We start from the raw sequence: 19,312 nt of genomic DNA on the forward strand, positions 1-19,312 counted from the left end.
ACTTTGGAGACAATAGAAATGGCTAAGTATCCCGTAGTTGTCTATGGCGCCAGTGGCTACACCGGCATGCTGACCATGGACTGGCTGATCGACCAGAACATCCCCTTCACCGCTGTGGCGCGCGATGCCAAGCGCGCGCAGGAAATGATGGCGCAACGTGTGGTACGCCTGGAGTCCGCGACCTATGAAATCATCGAGGCCGAGCACAACGTCGAATCGCTGAGCGCCGCCTTCAAGGGGGCCAAAGTGGTCTGCAACACCGTTGGCCCCTTCGTCAACTTCGGTTTGACCACCGTCGAGGCCGCGCTCAAGGCCGGCTGCCACCACATAGATACCACCGGCGAGCAAAGCTACGTCCGTCAGGTTCGCGAGCAATTTGGCGAGCTCTATCGTCAGGCTGGCCTGCTGGTTTCGCCATCGCTGTCCTACATGTTCAGCTTCTCCGAGATCGCCGCCGAACTGGCGCTGGAAACCCCCGGCATCGACGTACTGGAAACCGCCGCCCTATGCCGCGGCCCGCGTGATGTCGCCGGGGTCAGCCTGGGCTCGGCGGCCTCGATTTTCGAATTGTTCCACCGGGAGCAGTTCTACCTGTGGGAAAACAAGCTGGTGCAGCACCCAGCCACCGCTTCGTTCAACATTGTCGACCCCAACTTCATGCAGCCGGTTTTCTGCCTGCCTTGGGGGGGAACCTCGCTGCCAATTTACTTCGAGCATGATCCGCGCGTGCGCGCCTGCACCTCCGCGGTCGGTTTCTACGACAACAATGTGATGCCGATGGTGCATGGCCTGAGCCAGAAGTGGGAAGCGGAATACAAGCACCTGTCCAAGGAGCAGCAGGACGCGGTGGTGAAGAGCCTGGTAGAGGCCACCACGCCGAGCATGCCGCCCCGCGAACGCACCACCTTGCAACGCAGCGTCGACATCGCTATCGGCCGCGGTCACCTGGCTGCCGTGCGCGCTACCGTGCATGGCGTCACACCCTATATTTCCACCGGTGCCCTACAGGCCGCGGCGGCGATCAGGCTGCTCGACGACGACACCAACAAGGTCGGCTTCGCTTCCGGTTCCAAGGCTTTTGGACACCGCTATCTGCTCGGTTTCCTGGAAGAACGCGGCCTGGCCCGTGCCACCGTTACCAAACTCTGATTACCGGCACAGGAACCACTTATGGCCATCATCGACTTTTACGATCGCGGCTGGGGCATCAACCCTGCCGGGGTCGCCTACATCCAGGGCGAGCGCTCTTACACCTTCAACGAAATCGGCGAGCTCTCGTGTCGCATCGCCAACAAGCTGCTCGCACTGGGCTTGCCGAAGGAAACCAAGGGTGCCGTCTGGTCAGGTAACGACGTCACCGCCTGGGCCTGCACACTGGGTCTATGGCGCGCCAACATGACTTGGATTCCAGTCAATGCGCGCAACTCGAGCGAAGAGAATCACTACATCCTCGACGCATTCGACTGCGAGGTGATGTTCTACCAGAACGATTTCGCGCAAATCATCGCCGAGCTACGGTCCAGGCTGCCTAAGATCAAACACTGGATCTGTATCGATGCCGATGCTGTCGATGCACCTTCGTTGGAACTATGGAGTGCCGGCCAGCCGGCGAGCCGTCCCGAAGTCGCTTATGACATGGACGACGTGGTGGCGGTCTCACCCACTGGTGGCACTACGGGCACGCCAAAGGGCGTGATGAACACCCACCGCAGCGTGCAGACGTTCATCGCCCACTTCATGCTGACCTGTGCTTATCGCAATGGTGAAAAGCCGGTGAATATGGCCGCCGCACCGATGACCCACACTGCCGGCCTGTTGTCCGTACCCTGCACGGCGCAAGGTGGCACTGTAGTGGTCATTACCAAACCCGATCCGGCATTGATGTTGAACGCCATTGCGCAGCACAGGGTCAGCGAGCTCTTTCTGCCGCCAACGGTGATCTACAGGCTGTTGGAAATTCCCGGTATCGAGACGCTGGATTTCTCCTCGGTGAAGTACCTGATGTACGGCGCGGCCCCCATGTCGGTAGACAAGCTGAAGAAAGCTATCGAGATCTTCGGCCCGGTCATGACCGGCGGCTATGGTCAGACCGAAGCGCCGGCCAGCATCGCCAACTTTCGTCCCGACGAACATCTGGTGGGTGGCCAATTCGCCGACGACGAACGCCTGTCCTCGGTCGGCCGCCCTAACCCGCTGATCCGCGTCGAAGTGATGAGCGACACCCACCAGATCCTGCCGCGCGGTGAAACCGGTGAAATATGCGTGCGCGGCGACCTGATCATGAAGGGTTACTACAAGCAGCCGGAGAAGACCGCCGAGACCATCGTCGACGGTTGGCTGCATACCGGCGACATCGGCCATATCGATGCCGAAGGCTATCTGCACCTCACCGATCGCAAAAAGGACATGATCATTTCCGGCGGCTTCAACGTCTATCCCAGCCAGGTCGAGCAAGTGCTGTGGGGACATCCGGCCGTTCAGGACTGCGCCGTGATTGGCGTGCCCGATGAAAAATGGGGCGAGGCCGTCAAGGCCGTGGTCGAGCTCAACCCAGGCCAGGAAACCACCGAGCAGGAGCTTATCGAGCTGTGCAAGGCCAGGCTGGGCAGCGTGATGGCACCGAAGTCGGTCGACTTCACTACCAGCCTGCCACGTAGTCCGGTGGGCAAGGTGCTGAAGAAAGATCTGCGCCAGCCTTATTGGGAAAAATCAGCTCGGAAGATCTGACGGGAAAAAATCGAGGTCGATCCCAACCTCGGTCTGCACGTGGCCGAGATACGCCTGCCTGATCCTGGTAACGACCAGCAACTTCAGTAAGCCGCTGCCCAGGCGCACCCAACGTCAACCACGCCGTGGGGTGCGAACTGGACACTGACCCACTGAATATAAGGAATTTTCAATGAGCAATATCTATATCGCCGGCATCGCCATGACCGTCTTCGGTCGCCACATCGAACGCAGCCTCGACGACTTGGCACGTGAGGCTTTCCAGGGCGCATTGAAGGACGCCCACTGCACTGCCGCCGATCTCGATATCGCGTTTTATGCCGGCATGACCAATGGCCCATTGCAAGGTCAGCTCTCGATCCCGGGTCAGGTCGTGTTCAGCAAGATCGGTATTGAAGGCATTCCTATCTATAACATCGAGAATGCCTGCGCTTCGGGTAGCTCAGCCTTCAATTTGGCCGTGCAAAGTCTCAAGGCCGGTACAGCCAGTATCGCGCTGGCGTTGGGTGCGGAAAAGATGAACATCCCGGATAAACTGAAGGCCCTTTCGCTGTTCGAGGCTGGTTGGGACGTCTCTCGCGCCGAAGAGAATTATCAGACGCTGGTAAAAATGGGCGAAGGTGTAGTGCCGCCCACCGGGTCGGAGTCGGACAAGCCTTACAGTAAGTTCATGGCCATCTATGCCGCATTGTGCCGTCAGCATATGAAAACCTACGGCACCACGCAGCGGCAGATCGCAGCGGTGTCGGCAAAAAACCACACTCACTCGGTCCATAACCCCTACTCACAATTTCGCAAAGCCTTCGGTATCGACGAAATCCTCGCCGCCCCTCCGATCACCTACCCGCTCACCCTGCCAATGTGCGCGCCGCTGTCGGACGGTGCAGCAGCCGCCATCCTGTGCACCGAGGAAGGACTCGCACGCATCGGTGCCGACAGGAGCCGCTGCATCAAGGTAGCGGCCAGTGTCATCCGTAGCTTCAGCCATCGACGGCTCGATCAGCCGGAACTGAACGTCGGTCACCTGGCAGCTAACCAGGCCTATGAACAGGCGGGCCTGGGGCCGCAAGACATGCATGTCGCCGAAGTCCATGACGCCTCGGCGATGGGCGAAATCATTCAGGTCGAAAACCTGGGCCTGGTCCCGTTCGGTCAGGGCGGACCTGCGGCTGAACGTGGCGAATTCACGCTGGGCGGGCGCATCCCGATCAATACCTCAGGTGGCCTGGAATCGAAAGGCCATCCACTCGGCGCTACCGGGATCGGACAACTCTACGAACTGGTGACGCAACTGCGCGGAGAGGCTGGCGCACGCCAGGTACATGGCGCACGCCATGCAATCCAGGAGAACGGCGGCGGTTTGCAGGGTATTGAGGAGGCAGCCGTCGCGATCCACATTCTCAGCAAATAGTTGTTGTCAGCCAAAAACTTGTAGTGGCCAAACCAATCAAAACAAGAAGGATAAAAAACATGTTCCAAAACAAAGTAGTCGTCATCACCGGCGCAGGATCAGGCATTGGTCGGGAGTTGGCTATCCAGATGGTGGAAGCTGGCGCGCACGTCGCCCTGTCGGACATCAACCAGGTTGGTCTCGACAAAACCATGAAGCTATTGCCTGACGCCAGTAAAGCCAAAGGTTACCTCCTGGACGTATCGTCCTGGGACGCCTTCCAGGCCCATGCCGACGAGGTAAAGCGAGATTTTGGCACGGCGCACTTCGTCATCAATAACGCAGGTGCCGCAGTCATCGGGACAGTTGCCAACACCTCCATCGATGAGTACGAGTGGCAACTCGGTATCAACCTGTGGGGCGTGCTGTACGGCACCAAAGCGTTCCTCCCGATGATGCAGGCCCAGCGGGAAGGCTGCATCGTCAACATTTCCAGCGTATTTGGCCTGGTAGGTTTCCCGATGCAAAGCGCTTACAACATGTCGAAGTTCGCCGTACGGGGTCTCACCGAAGCACTATGGTCGGAACTTGAGGGCAGCGGCGTGCGCGCCGTGTGTGTGCACCCTGGCGGAATCAAAACCAATATTGAAAAGGCCGGACGACGCTGTAAAGCCGCCGGTAGTACAGAAGAAAGGTTCAAAGCGCTTGCCGACAAGATGCTACTGACGCCAGCGGCAGATTGTGCCGGCGACATCATCAAGGGGCTGCGCAAAGGAACCAAACGCATTATCACAGGGAACAAGTCGAGCACCTTGTTCTGGATAAGCAGGCTGTTCCCCAATAGCTATCCGGCATTACTCAAGCTGCTTGGCTGAGGCCCGGAAGTTAAGATGTCTCAGCGCGACGCGAAGCGTCACCACCTCTCAGGAACAATTCCATGACCGACAGTTATACACGCAAGCTGTTTATTTCTGCCGCCTGCTTCAACGTATTCGCAGGTCTTCCATTACTCGTAGCACTACAACCCGTAGCTGCACTGTTGGGGCTGCAAATTACCCCTACCTCAACCCTCTTCATTCAACTCACCACGTGCCTGGTTATCATATTCGGCTGGGCCTATTGGATGATCGCTCGCGATCCGCTGCAGTATCGTCCCTATATCCTGCTCGGGATAATCCTGAAAGTACTGTTTGTTGTGGTGGTCTATGGTCACTGGCTGGCGGGCAGCATCCCCTGGCCATTGCCAGTAGCGGCATCGGGCGACATCGTCTATGCATTACTGTTCTGGCGTTATTACTTATGCATCCGGCCATCATGCCTTGCGTAACTAAACCGGTTACCACTGATGCGGCAGTAACTGATCGATTTCACTCGCCCGCTGCGTCGGCAGGTGTGTGAGAACATCCTTCAGAGGCATACGGATCATAACCATTCAGCCGCGCAAACTGGATCATATTTATGATCAGGGCCGCGCGTTTACCGCTGCAAAACGAACCTGCGAAGAGCCAGTTTTATGTCCAAGAACCCAAGGGCGGATCTGGTTCTTGGCCCAATTGTTGTCAATCGGGCCGGCCCCGCCATTGAGGTAGTGTGACAGCGCTGCCCACCGTTTCAGGCTGTAATTGAGCGCCTTATTGATGGCCGTGCCTCCGGGCGTCAGATGACGCTGGGCGATCATCCATGCATGCAGCATATCCATCGCCGGTACGGCTAAATAGCGTAAATTTTCTCCAGCCTTGTTCATGAGACGACTGCCAGATAAGGCATCAATTCACGCGAACGCAGTGAGGATTCCACTGAAAGCCAGTCGTTTTGTAGGGGTAAAAACGCCGTAAAATAAAAAGGGGTCGCGAGATAGAATCTCGCAACCCCTTGAATTATATGGTCGGGACGGAGTGATTCGAACACTCGACCCCTAGCACCCCATGCTAGTGCGCTACCGGACTGCGCTACGCCCCGACTAGGCGTGTTACCTGTTGCTGTTCTCGACGAACGCTCAAGAATATAACGCAAGCTTTTGAAAACTGGAAGTATTTAAAAGCAGAATTTTATTTCTTGAGGACCACCAGTACATCTTCGAGCTCGGAGATCATCTGGCGGATCATCTGTTTGTACTGGGTGGTGTCGTCTTTGGCTTCATCGCCGGACAAACGCAAGCGTGCGCCGCCGATGGTGAACCCCTGGTCATAAAGCAACGCACGGATCTGCCGGATCATCAGCACGTCTTGGCGCTGATAATACCGGCGGTTTCCGCGGCGTTTGACGGGGTTGAGTTGAGGAAACTCCTGTTCCCAATAGCGTAGTACGTGCGGTTTTACCGCACATAACTCGCTGACTTCACCAATGGTGAAGTAGCGTTTGCCTGGGATGACGGGAAGCTCGTCGTTATGACTTGGTTCCAGCATAAGCCTCAACTCGGGCCTTCAACTTCTGCCCTGGACGAAAGGTGACCACACGGCGAGCCGTGATCGGGATTTCTTCTCCCGTTTTCGGATTGCGGCCAGGCCGCTGGCGTTTGTCCCGAAGGTCGAAGTTGCCGAAACCGGACAACTTCACCTGTTCGTTGTCTTCAAGAGCGTGCCTGATTTCTTCAAAAAACAGTTCGACCAATTCCTTGGCCTCCCGTTTGTTCAGGCCCAGCTCTTCATACAGACGTTCCGCCATTTCAGCTTTCGTCAGAGCCCCCATACGTCACTTCCTTAACGTGGCGTTCAACCTTTGTTCGAGCGAGGTGAGGATGTTTTGCGTCGTGGTATTCACCTCATCGTCATTAAGAGTGCGCGATGGATGCTGCCAGGTCAAGCCAACTGCAAGGCTTTTTCTATGAGGATCAATGCCTTTACCCTGATAAACGTCAAAGAGCCTGAGGTCTGTCAGCCATTCGCCTGCATTTTCACGGATTACATCCATGACGGCACTGGCGGCAACGCCTGCGTCGGCCAGCAACGCGAGGTCACGGCGCACTTCAGGAAAGCGCGATAACTCGTGGAATTTAGGCATTTTGCCCAAGGCCACTTCGCCCAATACCAGCTCGAAGACGAACACCGGACGGTCGAGACCGAGGGTTTTCGACAGTTCGGGGTGCAGCGCGCCGATGAAACCGACTTCGCGACCTTCACGCTCGATGCGCGCGGTCTGACCCGGGTGCAATGCCGGGTGGCTGCCCGGGGAGAAGGTGAACGAGTCCAGTGCACCGGCGAAGCCCAGCACTGCTTCCACGTCTGCCTTGACGTCGAAGAAATCCACCACGTCGCGGCCCTGTGCCCAGCCTTCCGGCAGACGGCTACCGCAGACTACACCGGCGAGCATCGGCTCTTGCTTCAGACCTTCCAGCTGACCGACAAAACGCAGGCCGCTTTCGAACAGACGCACGCGATCCTGCTGACGGTTCAGATTGTGCTGCAGGGCCTTGACCAGGCCTGGCCACAAGGACGAGCGCATGGCTGCCATGTCGTTGGAGATCGGGTTGGCCAGCAGCAGCGGTTCAACGCCCGGATTGAACAGTTCGAACTGTTTCGGATCGATGAAGCTGTAGGTGATCGCTTCCTGATAACCACGGGCTACCAGTAGACGACGCAACTCAGGCAGGTCGCTACGGGCTTCGGCCTTGGCTTGTGGTGCCAGGCGCGCTTGCGGGTAACGGACCGGCAGGCGGTTGTAGCCGTACAGGCGGGCCAGCTCTTCGATCAGGTCGACTTCCAGGCTGATATCGAAGCGATGGCTTGGCACTTCAACGCGCCACTGCCCTGCCCCGTCCGCCGCGATAGTCAGGCCCAGGGCGCTGAGCAGCCGCTCGACTTCGACCGGATCCATTTCCATGCCGAGCATCTGGGTGATGCGCTGGGCACGCAGGGTGATCGGCGCGATTGACGGCAGGTACTGCGCGTTGACGGTCTCGATGATCGGGCCGGCATCGCCGCCGGTGATGTCCAGCAGCAGGCCAGTGGCGCGCTCCATGGCTTCACGGGCCAGTTGCCAGTCCACGCCGCGCTCGTAGCGGTGCGAGGCATCGGTGTGCAGGCCGTAGGAACGGGCCTTGCCAGCAACCGCGATTTGGTCGAAGAACGCGCTTTCCAGGAAAATGTCCCGCGTCGTGGCGGATACGCCACTGTGCTCGCCACCCATCACACCGGCGATTGCCAGGGCACGGGTATGGTCGGCGATGACCAGGGTGTCGGCGCGCAGGCTGACTTCCTGACCGTCGAGCAGGACCAGTTTTTCGCCTTCTTCAGCCATGCGCACGCGGATCCCGCCGTTGATTTCGGCAAGATCGAAGGCATGCAGCGGTTGGCCGAGCTCGAGCATCACGTAGTTGGTGATGTCGACGGCGGCATCGATGCTGCGCACATCGGCGCGGCGCAGACGCTCGACCATCCACAGCGGCGTTGGCTTGGACAGGTCGACGTTACGGATTACCCGGCCCAGGTAACGCGGGCAGGCGGCGGGTGCCAGCACTTCTACCGAGCGCACTTCGTCGTGCACGGCAGGCACGGCAGCCACCACTGGACGGGTTACCGCAGCGGCGTACAGCGCGCCCACTTCACGGGCCAGGCCAGCCAGGGACAGGCAGTCGCCGCGGTTCGGGGTCAGGTCGACCTCGATGCTGGCGTCTTCCAGGCCCAGGTAGACCCGGAAGTCTTCGCCTACCGGCGCATCGGCCGGCAGTTCCATCAGGCCGTCATTGCCCTCGCCCACCTGCAGTTCGGCTTGCGAGCACAACATGCCGTTGGACTCGACGCCACGCAGCTTGGCTTTCTTGATCTTGAAGTCACCTGGCAGTTCGGCACCGATCATGGCGAACGGAATCTTCAGGCCCGGGCGCACGTTCGGCGCTCCGCACACGACCTGGAAGGTTTCGGCACCGTTGCTGACCTGGCACACGCGCAGCTTGTCAGCGTCCGGGTGTTGCTCGGTGCTCAGCACCTCGCCCACTACGACGCCATTAAACACACCGGCGGCCGGGGTAACGCTATCGACCTCAAGACCGGCCATCGACAGACGAGCAACCAGCTCGTCGCGACTTACCTGCGGGCTTACCCAGCCGCGCAGCCATTGTTCACTGAATTTCATCCTGCTCTCCTAAAAATTCGTTACGACTAGCGAAATTGCGCAAGGAACCGCAAGTCGTTGTCGAAGAACAGACGCAAGTCGTTCACGCCGTAACGCAGCATGGCCAGACGCTCCACGCCCATGCCGAAGGCAAAGCCTGAGAACTCTTCCGGATCAATGCCGGACATGCGCAGCACGTTCGGGTGCACCATGCCGCAGCCCATCACTTCCAGCCAGCCGGTCTGCTTGCAGACGCGGCAGCCTTTACCGCTGCACATCACGCATTCCATGTCGACTTCAGCGGATGGCTCGGTGAACGGGAAGTACGAAGGACGGAAACGCACGGCCAGTTCTTTTTCGAAGAACACCCGCAGGAACTCTTCGATGGTGCCTTTGAGGTCGGCGAAGTTGATATCGCGATCGACCAGCAGGCCTTCGACCTGGTGGAACATCGGCGAGTGGGTGATATCCGAGTCACTACGGTACACACGGCCTGGGCAGACGATGCGGATCGGCGGCTGTTTCGACTCCATGGTGCGGACCTGTACCGGCGAGGTATGGGTGCGCAACAGCATGTTGGCGTTGAAATAGAAGGTGTCGTGCATCGACCGGGCCGGGTGGTGGCCTGGGATGTTGAGCGCCTCGAAGTTGTGATAGTCGTCTTCGACCTCAGGGCCTTCGGCAATGCCGTAGCCAATGTGGGTGAAGAACTGTTCGATACGCTCCAGAGTCCGGGTAACCGGATGCAGACCGCCTGAGGTCTGGCCGCGGCCAGGCAGGGTCACGTCAATGGACTCGGCGGACAGTTTGGCAGCCAGGTCGGCGGCTTCAAACAGCACCTTGCGCGCATTGAGAACCTCTGTGACACGCTCCTTGGCAACGTTGATCAGGGCGCCGACTTGCGGACGCTCTTCTGCCGGCAAATTCCCCAGGGTCTTCATCACCTGAGTCAATTCGCCCTTCTTGCCAAGGTAGTGAACCCGGATTTGCTCCAGGGCATTGATATCTTCAGCGCTTTGCACAGCCTCTAGTGCTTGAGAGACGAGCGCATCCAGGTTTTCCATGTACAGACTCCAGATACAAAATAGGGGAAGAGCTTGAAGGCTCTTCCCCTATTTATGACGTTTACCACCTTGGGCTACAGGAGTAACCCAGGGTGACTGTCGGGGGTACTTAAGCCAAGGTGGCTTTAGCTTTCTCGACAATCGCAGCAAACACCGCTTTTTCGTTCACGGCCAGTTCAGCCAGAACCTTACGGTCGATTTCGATGGACGCTTTTTTCAGGCCAGCGATGAAACGGCTGTAGGACAGACCGTTAACACGAGCACCAGCATTGATACGAGCGATCCACAGAGCGCGGAACTGACGTTTTTTCTGACGACGGTCACGGTAGGCGTATTGGCCAGCCTTGATTACCGCTTGCTTGGCAACACGGAATACGCGTGAACGCGCGCCGTAGTAGCCTTTAGCAAGTTTCAGAATTTTTTTGTGACGCTTACGGGCAATGACGCCACGCTTTACACGAGCCATGAGTTACTTCCTCTATTCTTGACTAAAATTAACGAAGGCGCAGCATGCGCTCGACTTTTGCCACGTCAGACGGATGCAGCAAGCTGCTACCGCGCAGTTGACGCTTACGCTTGGTCGACATTTTAGTCAGGATGTGGCTCTTGAAAGCGTGCTTGTGCTTGATACCGTTAGCAGTTTTCAGAAACCGCTTAGCAGCACCACTTTTCGTTTTCATTTTTGGCATGTTCGGATACTCCGCATTCAGTTGATAAACATAATCAGAAGGCCTGCCGTGCCCTGATGATTACTTCTTCTTTTTCGGGGCGATGACCATGATCAGTTGGCGTCCTTCCATCTTAGGATGCTGTTCGACCGAACCGTACTCGAGCAAGTCACCTTCAACTCGCTTGAGGAGTTCCATCCCCAGCTCCTGGTGGGCCATCTCACGGCCGCGGAATCGCAAGGATACCTTGGCCCTGTCCCCATCACTCAGGAAACGTACCAGGTTGCGCAGTTTTACCTGGTAATCCCCTTCCTCCGTCCCTGGACGAAACTTGATTTCTTTAACCTGGATCTGCTTCTGGTTTTTCTTGGCCGCAGCAATCTGCTTCTTCTTTTCGAAGATCGACTTGCCGTAGTCCATCAGCTTGCAGACAGGAGGTACTGCATCGGCGGAAATTTCCACCAAATCGAGCTTGGCTTCTTCAGCCTTAAGAAGCGCGTCTTCAATTGACACAATCCCAAGCTGCTCGCCCTCAGCCCCAATTAACCGAACCTCGCGTGCCGAGATATTCTCGTTGATCGGGGCTTTCGGTGCAGCTCGTTTATCTTGTCTCATTTCACGCTTAATAATAATTACTCCGAATCTGGGCGACCACGCCGGGAAACCGCTTGCGCGAGAAACTCAGCGAACTGGGCGACGGGCATCGAGCCCAGGTCAGCACCTTCACGAGTACGCACAGCGACAGTCTGCATCTCGACTTCCCGATCTCCGATAACCAAGAGATAGGGAACCTTGAGCAAAGTATGCTCGCGGATTTTAAAGCCGATCTTTTCATTTCTCAAGTCGGACTTGGCACGAAAACCGCTTTGATTGAGAGTTTTTTCAACTTCAGCGGCAAAATCTGCCTGTTTATCAGTGATATTCATGATCACTGCCTGGGTCGGAGCCAGCCACGCAGGGAACGCGCCCTCGTAATGCTCGATCAGAATCCCGACAAATCGCTCGAAGGAACCCAGGATCGCCCGGTGCAACATGACCGGGTGCTTGCGACTGTTGTCTTCGGAGACGTATTCGGCTCCCAGACGGATCGGCAGGTTAAAATCGAGCTGCAAGGTACCACATTGCCAGACGCGACCGAGGCAATCTTTTAGCGAGAACTCGATCTTCGGACCGTAGAACGCACCCTCACCCGGCTGCAGATCGTACGCAAGGCCCGCGCTGTCTAGCGCTGCGGCCAGTGCCGACTCGGCGCGATCCCACAGCTCGTCGGAACCGACGCGTTTTTCCGGACGAGTGGACAGCTTCATTTCGACTTCGGTGAAGCCGAAATCGCGATAAACGTCCATGGTCAGCTTGATGAACGCAGCGGACTCGGCCTGCATCTGCTCTTCGGTGCAGAAGATATGGGCGTCGTCCTGAGTGAAGCCGCGCACCCGCATGATGCCGTGCAGCGCACCCGATGGCTCGTTCCGGTGGCAGGCACCGAACTCGGCCAGGCGCATCGGCAACTCGCGGTAGCTCTTCAGGCCCTGGTTGAACACCTGCACGTGGCATGGGCAGTTCATTGGCTTGATGGCGTAGTCGCGGTTTTCCGACTGGGTGGTGAACATGTTGTCGGCGTAGTTGGCCCAGTGCCCGGATTTCTCCCACAAGCTACGGTCAACGACCTGTGGAGTCTTGATCTCCAGGTAGCCGTTGTCGCGCTGCACCTGGCGCATGTACTGCTCGAGCACCTGGTACAGGGTCCAGCCGTTCGGGTGCCAGAACACCATACCCGGTGCTTCTTCCTGGAGATGGAACAGGTTCAAGCGCTTGCCGATCTTGCGGTGGTCGCGTTTCTCGGCTTCTTCGATGCGCTGGATGTAGGCCGCCAGTTGCTTCTTGTCAGCCCAGGCAGTGCCGTAGACGCGCTGCAACTGCTCGTTCTTGGCATCACCGCGCCAGTAGGCGCCGGACAGCTTGGTCAGCTTGAAGGACTTCAGGAAGCGGGTGTTCGGCACGTGCGGGCCGCGGCACATGTCGACATATTCTTCGTGATAGTACAGGCCCATGGCCTGCTCGTTCGGCATGTCCTCGACCAGGCGCAGCTTGTAGTCTTCGCCACGCTGGGTGAACACGTCGATCACACCGGCACGCGGGGTGACTTTCTTGATTACGTCGTAATCTTTCTCGATCAGCTGGTGCATACGCTGTTCGATGGCCGCCAGGTCGTCCGGGGTGAAAGGACGCTCGTAGGCGATATCGTAATAGAAGCCTTCGTCGATGACCGGACCGATCACCATTTTCGCCGTCGGGTACAGCTGCTTGACCGCGTGGCCAATCAGGTGCGCGCAAGAGTGGCGAATAATCTCCAGCCCCTCTTCATCTTTGGGCGTGATGATTTGCAGGGTGGCGTCGCTGTCGATGACATCACAGGCGTCGACCAGCTTGCCGTTGACCTTGCCGGCCAGGGTGGCCTTGGCCAGGCCAGCACCAATGGATGCCGCGACTTCAGCTACGGATACCGGATGATCGAACGAACGTTGACTGCCGTCGGGAAGAGTAATAGTGGGCATGGCGCCTCCTCTCCTAGTGGTGACCCCTACCAAAGGTCACGTGGGTTGGGATGAGCAGCCAGTACGCGATTCAGTCCAGGCCATCCAATGATGAACGCCTGCCTTACAGCGGCAGGAGCCTTGCGGCCAACCGGGAACCGAACCAGAGTGACTGGAGATCAAATCAGGGTTCTTCGGGTATCAACCGCGCCTGGCGAATACATCGTCCAGGGCCTGAAAATTCCCAAGCGTGGGATGCTAGCACAGATGAACGGTCATCGCCGCGCGCTTGTTGCGTTGCCGCGGATTTGCGCGGATTTGCCGCCACAAGTGAACTTGAGATGTACGAACCCCCTCAAATGCCCTGAGAATCGCGACACCTTACTGACCCACAGGAGTTTCCGTCATGCGCCTTATCCGTCTTTTTGCCCTTGCCGCGCCATTGGCCATGCTGCTTCCGCTGAGCGCCCAAGCAGCCTGGCCTGCAGGCGCGCGTGATGCCTTCATGAAGGATTGCACCCCGGCTGCCGCCCAAACCATCGGCGAGGCAAACGCGAAGAAACACTGCGCCTGCGGTGCCGACGAGTTGAACAAGAAGTTCACCACCCAGGAAATCACTCAACTGATGAGCAAGCAGACCCCGCCTTCACCTGAACTGGTGAAAAAGGCGCAAGTCGCAATTGCCGCCTGCAAGGCCCAGTAAACAGCGTTTCGAGGGGGTGTTTTTACCCCGAAAAGTGGCCTGAAACGGCGAAAAAACTGCCAGAACCAACAATTTATGCAGGTTTTACAGCTTTTTTTATCGCTTTTATTTTTGGCTGAAACCCTTGTAAACCGGGGCTTTCAGGCAATTTCAGCGAGAAAGAAAGCGCAACGGCAGAGCAAACCGTGCTGCTGGGGGGGTTCCAAGTCGAACATTTCGACTATGATACCCCGGTGTGCCCAGTTGGCCTGAGCAGCACAGTACTACTGAAAATATATGTTTCTTGGAGATACACCATGTCTAATCGCCAAACCGGCACCGTTAAATGGTTCAACGATGAAAAAGGCTTCGGCTTCATCACTCCTCAAGGTGGCGGTGACGACCTGTTCGTACACTTCAAAGCTATCGAAAGCGACGGTTTCAAAAGCCTGAAAGAAGGCCAAACCGTTTCCTTCGTGGCTGAGAAAGGCCAAAAGGGTATGCAAGCTGCACAAGTTCGCCCAGAGTAATTTCCCGGCGCACTAAAAAAACCCCGTCCATGTGACGGGGTTTTTTATGGGCGTTATTCCAGCCGCTGCGCTGTCAGCCGCAGTTGACCCGGGTAATTACCAGGCTAGCATCGGTGTTCAGGTTCAAGCGATCGGAACGGTATTCCAGGGTGATCATGTCGTTTGGCCGCAGGATCCGCGCGCTCTGTGAGCCGGAACGGGTGCGAGCCTCTTCGAGCAATTGTGGCGAAGCTTTCTTGCCGATGGTGAATTCGGCGGCTTTGGCCTCACAGCGACCGGTGCCCGCCCCTGCCACTACGGGGTCTTTTGCCGACTCGGTGGTGCTGCTGCAACCTGCCAACATGACCGCGGCCAGCACAGTACCCAATGACGCGAGCTTCCAAGGCATGAAGCCTCCTTACAATAATTAAGCTGAATTCGTGCGACAACCGACCACCATTGAGACGTTTGGTTCATGGTTGCGGCCATCACCTTGCCCTCAAACGCGTCGAGCGCGCAAGTTTGCCCGAGCCATCGCGCGCCGCTCAGCGCACAATCGTCACTGAATATGAACAGGTTTCAATAGACGTCGATGTAGTCGTAGGGCGGATTTGGCCAGTTCTCCTTCAGCGCGTTGAAGATCTGCATGACCCACACTTCATCGCTGGCGGCGATTCGTCCGACGTAACCCGAGCCCTTGGCCCAGGTCTCCAGGCGAAACAGCAGGCCGTCGATCTCGCTGCCGCCGACAACGCCCGAGGAAATGTAGGCGATACCGCCCTTGGTCACCCGCAATTGGGTGTGCTCATCGTCGCTGGCAGCCGCGAGCAACTGGCGTACCGCCTCCAGGCTCAAGCCGTCCGGGGTGTTCAAATCAATCTGCACAGCAGGGTCCTTGGACAGTAATCGAAGACCAAGTGTCGCATAGCCCTCCTTTGATGCCTAAGTCGGAGTGCCAAATGCGCGGCAAAATGGTTAACTCCTCTCTCAGACTTTTCCGACTTCACGAGCGCCATCATGACCACCGTAAGTATCGACGCCGACATCAAAGCCAAATGGCCACAGGGCCATAGCTCCTACAGCCCTGGCAGTCCGGAAGAGCTTGCAATCATCAGTATCGATCTACTGGTCAAGGAACTGGGGGCCGACGCGGCCCACACCTTCATCGCCCAGATTTTCGAGAAGTACCCTTCCGAGCACAAGGGCAGCAGCGCCTTGGAGCGCGAGTAACCCCCACAGGCTGGTACCCACGGGGACAAGCCTTATTTCAGGCGCGCCAGGCGCTCGGTCAGCAGGTCGAAGAAGCCCTGGGCATCGCCGCTTTCCACCCAGAAGGCATTTTTTGGCGCCTTGAGGCCGTCATACCAGTCGACGATGGTCTGGCCGAAGGTCGGGCCTTCGCGGCTGTCGACCACGACATTCACGGCGCGCCCACTGAACAGCTCAGGCTTGAGCAGGTAGGCGATCACGGTAGCGTCATGCACCGGGCCGCCTGTCATGCCGTAATGCTCCATGTCGCCCTTGACGTATTCATTGAGAATATCGCCCACCAGCTTGCTGGCCTTATTGTTCAGCGCGGCAATCTGCTGCAGGCGCGCCTCGCTGGTGAGGATCTTGTGGGTCACGTCCAGCGGCAGGTAGGTCAGCTTCACGCCGCTCTTTTGCACCACCTCGGCCGCCTGCGGGTCGGCGAACAGGTTGAACTCGGCCACCGGGGTGATGTTGCCGCCATTGAAGTGGGCACCCCCCATCACCACCACTTCCTTGATGCCCTGCGTGATGTCCGGAGCCTGGATCAGTGCCAGTGCCAGGTTGGTCTGCGGCCCCAGCATGGCGATGGTAATGCTGTGAGGCTTGGCGGCACGCAGGGTGTCGATCAGGTAGTTGACCGCATGGCCTTCGGTCAGCCCGGCCTTGGGCTCATGCACCGCCACCCCCGACAAGCCTTCCTTGCCATGAATGTCCTCGGCATAGATCGGCGTGCGCAGCAGCGGCTTCGGCGCGCCGGCATACACCGGCACCTCTTCGCGCCCTGCCCACTCCCGGGCCAGCCGCGCGTTGCGCGAGGTCTTGTCCAGGCGCACGTTACCGGCAACGGTGGTCAGGGCGCGAATGTTCAGCTCCTCGGGCGATGCCAGGGCAAACAGCAGCGCCACCACATCGTCGGCACCCGGGTCGGTGTCGATGATCAGGTCAATCCGGGGTGCCGCGTGAGCAGCTGTAGCGGTAAGCAAGGACAAAAGCAGCAGGCTCCTGAGCACATGATGAATCTGTTGAGCATAGCGGTGCATGGCGCACTCCTTGTGCGTGAATGAAACGGATCAGGTTCAGAACGTCACCCCGGCCACCAGCACGATGTTGCTGTACGGCTGGCATTCGCCGGTGCGCACAATCGCCCGTGCCCGGCGGCTGAGTTGCTTGAATTCTTCGTGACTGAGCAAGCGCCGCTCGCCGATCGCTCCCTCGGCCGTCAACGCCTCGAGCACCGGCAGTGCCAGCGGCTGCTTGAGCAGGATTTCTTCGGCCAGCACGTGGCTTTCGACCTGCATCTCGCTGAGCACCACCTTCAAGGTGCTGACAAAATCAGGAATGCCCTGGGTCAGGGCCAGGTCGATCAATTCGACACCGGGCGGCACCGGCAGACCGGCATCGCCGATCACCAGCATGTCGCCATGTCCCAGCGAGGCGATCAGCCGTGACAGGGCGACGTTGAGCAGTGGGGTCTTTTTCATGGCGCGACAAATCCTTGAACGTCGGACAGGCGAGGAATCGAAGGTTGCGCGCCGGCACGGGTCACCGACAGCGCAGCCGCCACCTGACCAAAACCAATGGCCTCGGCTTCGCTTTTGCCGCTGGCCAATGCCGCGGCAAAACCACCGACAAACGTGTCGCCGGCTGCCGTGGTGTCGAGCGCCTTTACCCGCGGTGCCGGGAAGTGCTGAAAACCCTGGCCATTGGCAAACAACGAACCCTCGGCGCCGAGGGTGATGATGACCTTGCCGGCCCCCATGGCGATCAACTGGGTAGCCGCGGCCTTGGCCGTTTGCAGAGAATCCACGGGCAGCCCGCTGAGCGCCGCGGCTTCGCTCTCGTTGGGAATCAGGTAGTCGATGCTCGCGTACCACTCCGCCGGCAGCGCACCGCTGGCCGGTGCCGGATTGAGGATCACCGTCTTGCCCAGTTCGCGACCACGGCGCAGCACATGCCCCACCGTTTCATACGGCACTTCCAGCTGACAGATCAGCACATCGGCCGCCTGCAGGACCGCGTCAAACTGCTCGACCACGGGCGGCGTCAACGCGCCATTGGCACCGGCTACTATCACGATTGCGTTCTGACTGAGGTCGTCGACCACAATCAGTGCCACGCCACTGCTACCCTCGACAGTGCTGAGCGCCTGGCAATCAATCTGCTCGGCCAGCAAAGCCTCGCTCAGCTCCCTGCCATAGGCATCGCTGCCAACACAGCCGACCATCGCCACCTGCGCGCCCAGGCGTGCCGCGGCCACCGCCTGGTTGGCGCCCTTGCCGCCCGAGACCGTGGCGAACGACTGCCCGATCAAGGTTTCGCCGCCACGGGGCAAGCGCGGCGCACGGGTCACCAGGTCCATGTTCAAACTACCTACAACCACTACTTTCGCTGGCATGTATCGATACTCATCAAGTCGCTTCAGCGCAAAGAGTCGAAGACGCCGGACAACGGCGCAGTCGACTCTCGCAGGACAATGCTGGGCGTCACGATCTGCTGATCGGTCGCCAGTTGGGGGGCCGCGATCCGGCGCAACAGCACTTGCGCCGCCATCTCTCCCAGTTGCAGGATCGACTGGCCGACCGTGGTCAGCGCCGGATAGACGTAGCGGCTCATTTGAATGTCGTCGAAACCGATCACCGACAGCTCGCTCGGCACCCGGATGTTGCGTTCAGCAGCCGCGCGCAGCACGCCGATGCCCATCATGTCGTTGCCGGCGAATATCGCCGTCGGTGGGTTGCTCGTCAGCAGCGTAGCCGCCGCGTTGTAACCGCCGGTGCTGGTGAAGTCACTTTCGAGCATGCGCTCGGTCGGCACCTGCACCCCCGCCTCTTTCAACGCCCGGCAGAAACCGGCCAGGCGCATCTGGGCGACGCTGGTGTGCGCCGGACCACCGATGCAGGCGATGTCACGATGGCCCAATTGCAGCAGGTGCTGGGTTGCCAGGTAGGCTCCGTACTCGTGATCGATGCGCACCAGGTCCGCATCCAGCCCTTCCAACCCGCGGTCGACAATTACCATCGGCGTACGCACGCCCGCCAGGCCCTGGGCCAGCCCGCTGTCACCACCGGCGGAGGCGACGATCAGGCCGTCGATGCGCTTTTCCAGAAGCACCCGCAGGTAGCTGCGCTGCTTGTCCGGGTTATCGTCGGAATTGCACAGAATCACGCAGTAGCCATTACGCTCGCAGTAGTCCTCGATGCCCCGGGCCAATTCCGCGAAGTACGGGTTGAGGCTGTTGGGCACCAACAGGCCGATGGTCGCGGTGGTCTTGGCCTTGAGCGAGCGAGCCACGGCGCTGGGCACGTAGTCCAGGCGCTGGATCGCCGCCTCGACTTTCAGCCTGACCTCCTCGCTCACCGGACGGGTCTTGTTCAGTACATGCGACACCGTGGTGTAGGAAATCCCCGCGAGCGCCGCCACATCCTTGATCGTTGCCAT

General features: G+C 58.7%; 22 protein-coding genes, 1 tRNA gene and 1 pseudogene. 8 read left to right on the top strand and 16 right to left on the bottom strand.

The features are described from left to right. Positions 1-18 precede the first annotated feature (18 nt). The 5 genes from ACM6IP_RS00255 to ACM6IP_RS00275 all read left to right on the top strand — a co-directional run bounded on the left by ACM6IP_RS00255 (position 19) and on the right by ACM6IP_RS00275 (position 5,444). Positions 19-1,149 (top strand): saccharopine dehydrogenase family protein, encoded by a 1,131-nt coding sequence (locus ACM6IP_RS00255; RefSeq protein WP_159995030.1) that lies wholly within the window; start codon positions 19-21, stop codon positions 1,147-1,149. A 21-nt stretch (positions 1,150-1,170) separates the two neighbouring features. Next, a complete protein-coding gene (locus tag ACM6IP_RS00260; RefSeq protein ID WP_414860675.1) occupies positions 1,171-2,727 on the top strand; it encodes an AMP-binding protein in 1,557 nt (518 codons plus the stop codon). A gap of 172 nt (positions 2,728-2,899) precedes the next feature. Continuing rightward, positions 2,900-4,138, top strand: coding sequence for a thiolase family protein (locus tag ACM6IP_RS00265; protein ID WP_414860676.1), 1,239 nt, complete (start codon positions 2,900-2,902; stop codon positions 4,136-4,138). 59 nt (positions 4,139-4,197) lie between these two features. Beyond that, the gene (locus tag ACM6IP_RS00270; protein ID WP_154860589.1) at positions 4,198-4,992 is read left to right on the top strand and encodes an SDR family NAD(P)-dependent oxidoreductase; all 795 of its coding nucleotides are present in this window, start codon (positions 4,198-4,200) and stop codon (positions 4,990-4,992) included. Positions 4,993-5,054: 62 nt separating this feature from the next. After that, positions 5,055-5,444 (top strand): hypothetical protein, encoded by a 390-nt coding sequence (locus ACM6IP_RS00275; protein ID WP_154860590.1) that lies wholly within the window; start codon positions 5,055-5,057, stop codon positions 5,442-5,444. Positions 5,445-5,453: 9 nt separating this feature from the next. Here ACM6IP_RS00275 and ACM6IP_RS00280 read toward each other — a convergent pair. The 10 genes and pseudogenes from ACM6IP_RS00280 to thrS all read right to left on the bottom strand — a co-directional run. After that, positions 5,454-5,828 (bottom strand): annotated as a pseudogene (locus ACM6IP_RS00280) (IS66 family transposase); the annotation flags it as partial. Between the two features lie 171 nt (positions 5,829-5,999). Beyond that, positions 6,000-6,076 (bottom strand) — tRNA-Pro (locus tag ACM6IP_RS00285). 89 nt (positions 6,077-6,165) lie between these two features. Continuing rightward, positions 6,166-6,522 (bottom strand): MerR family transcriptional regulator, encoded by a 357-nt coding sequence (locus tag ACM6IP_RS00290; RefSeq protein ID WP_027620568.1) that lies wholly within the window; start codon positions 6,520-6,522, stop codon positions 6,166-6,168. Further along, entirely contained in the window at positions 6,503-6,805 is a 303-nt protein-coding gene (ihfA, locus tag ACM6IP_RS00295) for an integration host factor subunit alpha (protein WP_002553164.1), read from the bottom strand. Before ihfA ends, ACM6IP_RS00290 begins: the two co-directional genes overlap by 20 nt. Positions 6,806-6,808: 3 nt before the next feature. Further along, a complete protein-coding gene (pheT, locus tag ACM6IP_RS00300) occupies positions 6,809-9,187 on the bottom strand; it encodes a phenylalanine--tRNA ligase subunit beta (protein WP_159994800.1) in 2,379 nt (792 codons plus the stop codon). Positions 9,188-9,213: 26 nt separating this feature from the next. After that, the gene (gene pheS / locus ACM6IP_RS00305) at positions 9,214-10,230 is read right to left on the bottom strand and encodes a phenylalanine--tRNA ligase subunit alpha (protein ID WP_095169243.1); all 1,017 of its coding nucleotides are present in this window, start codon (positions 10,228-10,230) and stop codon (positions 9,214-9,216) included. Between the two features lie 109 nt (positions 10,231-10,339). Beyond that, positions 10,340-10,696: a 50S ribosomal protein L20 gene (gene rplT / locus ACM6IP_RS00310; RefSeq protein ID WP_003174975.1), complete on the bottom strand. Its 357-nt coding sequence runs from the start codon at positions 10,694-10,696 to the stop codon at positions 10,340-10,342. Between the two features lie 28 nt (positions 10,697-10,724). Then, on the bottom strand, positions 10,725-10,919 hold the full coding sequence (rpmI, locus tag ACM6IP_RS00315; RefSeq protein ID WP_002553160.1) for a 50S ribosomal protein L35: 195 nt from the start codon (positions 10,917-10,919) through the stop codon (positions 10,725-10,727). Between the two features lie 60 nt (positions 10,920-10,979). Continuing rightward, positions 10,980-11,531 carry a translation initiation factor IF-3 gene (infC, locus tag ACM6IP_RS00320; RefSeq protein WP_172435341.1) on the bottom strand — a complete coding sequence of 184 codons (552 nt, stop codon included), beginning with the start codon at positions 11,529-11,531 and terminating at the stop codon, positions 10,980-10,982. Beyond that, the gene (gene thrS, locus ACM6IP_RS00325; RefSeq protein ID WP_095169244.1) at positions 11,531-13,453 is read right to left on the bottom strand and encodes a threonine--tRNA ligase; all 1,923 of its coding nucleotides are present in this window, start codon (positions 13,451-13,453) and stop codon (positions 11,531-11,533) included. Before thrS ends, infC begins: the two co-directional genes overlap by 1 nt. Positions 13,454-13,838: 385 nt before the next feature. On the opposite strand from thrS, the gene ACM6IP_RS00330 reads away from it, so the two are divergent. Then, positions 13,839-14,135 carry a hypothetical protein gene (locus ACM6IP_RS00330; RefSeq protein ID WP_095169245.1) on the top strand — a complete coding sequence of 99 codons (297 nt, stop codon included), beginning with the start codon at positions 13,839-13,841 and terminating at the stop codon, positions 14,133-14,135. Between the two features lie 296 nt (positions 14,136-14,431). Continuing rightward, a complete protein-coding gene (locus ACM6IP_RS00335) occupies positions 14,432-14,644 on the top strand; it encodes a cold-shock protein (protein ID WP_003179963.1) in 213 nt (70 codons plus the stop codon). A gap of 73 nt (positions 14,645-14,717) precedes the next feature. Here ACM6IP_RS00335 and ACM6IP_RS00340 read toward each other — a convergent pair whose 3' ends face one another. Together ACM6IP_RS00340 and ACM6IP_RS00345 are read right to left on the bottom strand one after the other, a co-directional pair. After that, the gene (locus ACM6IP_RS00340; protein ID WP_414860677.1) at positions 14,718-15,032 is read right to left on the bottom strand and encodes an I78 family peptidase inhibitor; all 315 of its coding nucleotides are present in this window, start codon (positions 15,030-15,032) and stop codon (positions 14,718-14,720) included. A gap of 170 nt (positions 15,033-15,202) precedes the next feature. Continuing rightward, positions 15,203-15,508, bottom strand: a complete 306-nt coding sequence (locus tag ACM6IP_RS00345; protein WP_166590579.1) for a hypothetical protein — start codon at positions 15,506-15,508, stop codon at positions 15,203-15,205. 132 nt (positions 15,509-15,640) lie between these two features. On the opposite strand from ACM6IP_RS00345, the gene ACM6IP_RS00350 reads away from it, so the two are divergent. Beyond that, complete coding sequence (locus tag ACM6IP_RS00350) at positions 15,641-15,853, top strand: hypothetical protein (RefSeq protein ID WP_095169248.1); 213 nt, start codon at positions 15,641-15,643, stop codon at positions 15,851-15,853. A gap of 32 nt (positions 15,854-15,885) precedes the next feature. Here the strand turns inward: ACM6IP_RS00350 and ACM6IP_RS00355 are convergent, their stop codons facing one another. Genes ACM6IP_RS00355 through ACM6IP_RS00370 form a run of 4 tightly spaced genes read right to left on the bottom strand, consistent with a single transcriptional unit; the run spans position 15,886 to position 19,312 of the window. Continuing rightward, a complete protein-coding gene (locus tag ACM6IP_RS00355; protein WP_095169249.1) occupies positions 15,886-16,914 on the bottom strand; it encodes a nucleoside hydrolase in 1,029 nt (342 codons plus the stop codon). 36 nt (positions 16,915-16,950) lie between these two features. After that, a complete protein-coding gene (gene rbsD, locus ACM6IP_RS00360; RefSeq protein ID WP_095169250.1) occupies positions 16,951-17,355 on the bottom strand; it encodes a D-ribose pyranase in 405 nt (134 codons plus the stop codon). Next, positions 17,352-18,269 carry a ribokinase gene (rbsK, locus tag ACM6IP_RS00365; protein ID WP_414860678.1) on the bottom strand — a complete coding sequence of 306 codons (918 nt, stop codon included), beginning with the start codon at positions 18,267-18,269 and terminating at the stop codon, positions 17,352-17,354. The genes rbsD and rbsK overlap by 4 nt, the downstream gene beginning before the upstream one ends. Before the next feature lie 23 nt (positions 18,270-18,292). Beyond that, entirely contained in the window at positions 18,293-19,312 is a 1,020-nt protein-coding gene (locus ACM6IP_RS00370; protein ID WP_414860679.1) for a LacI family DNA-binding transcriptional regulator, read from the bottom strand.

This window comes from Pseudomonas sp. IT-P176 (genome assembly GCF_949767245.1).
Lineage (GTDB): Bacteria > Pseudomonadota > Gammaproteobacteria > Pseudomonadales > Pseudomonadaceae > Aquipseudomonas.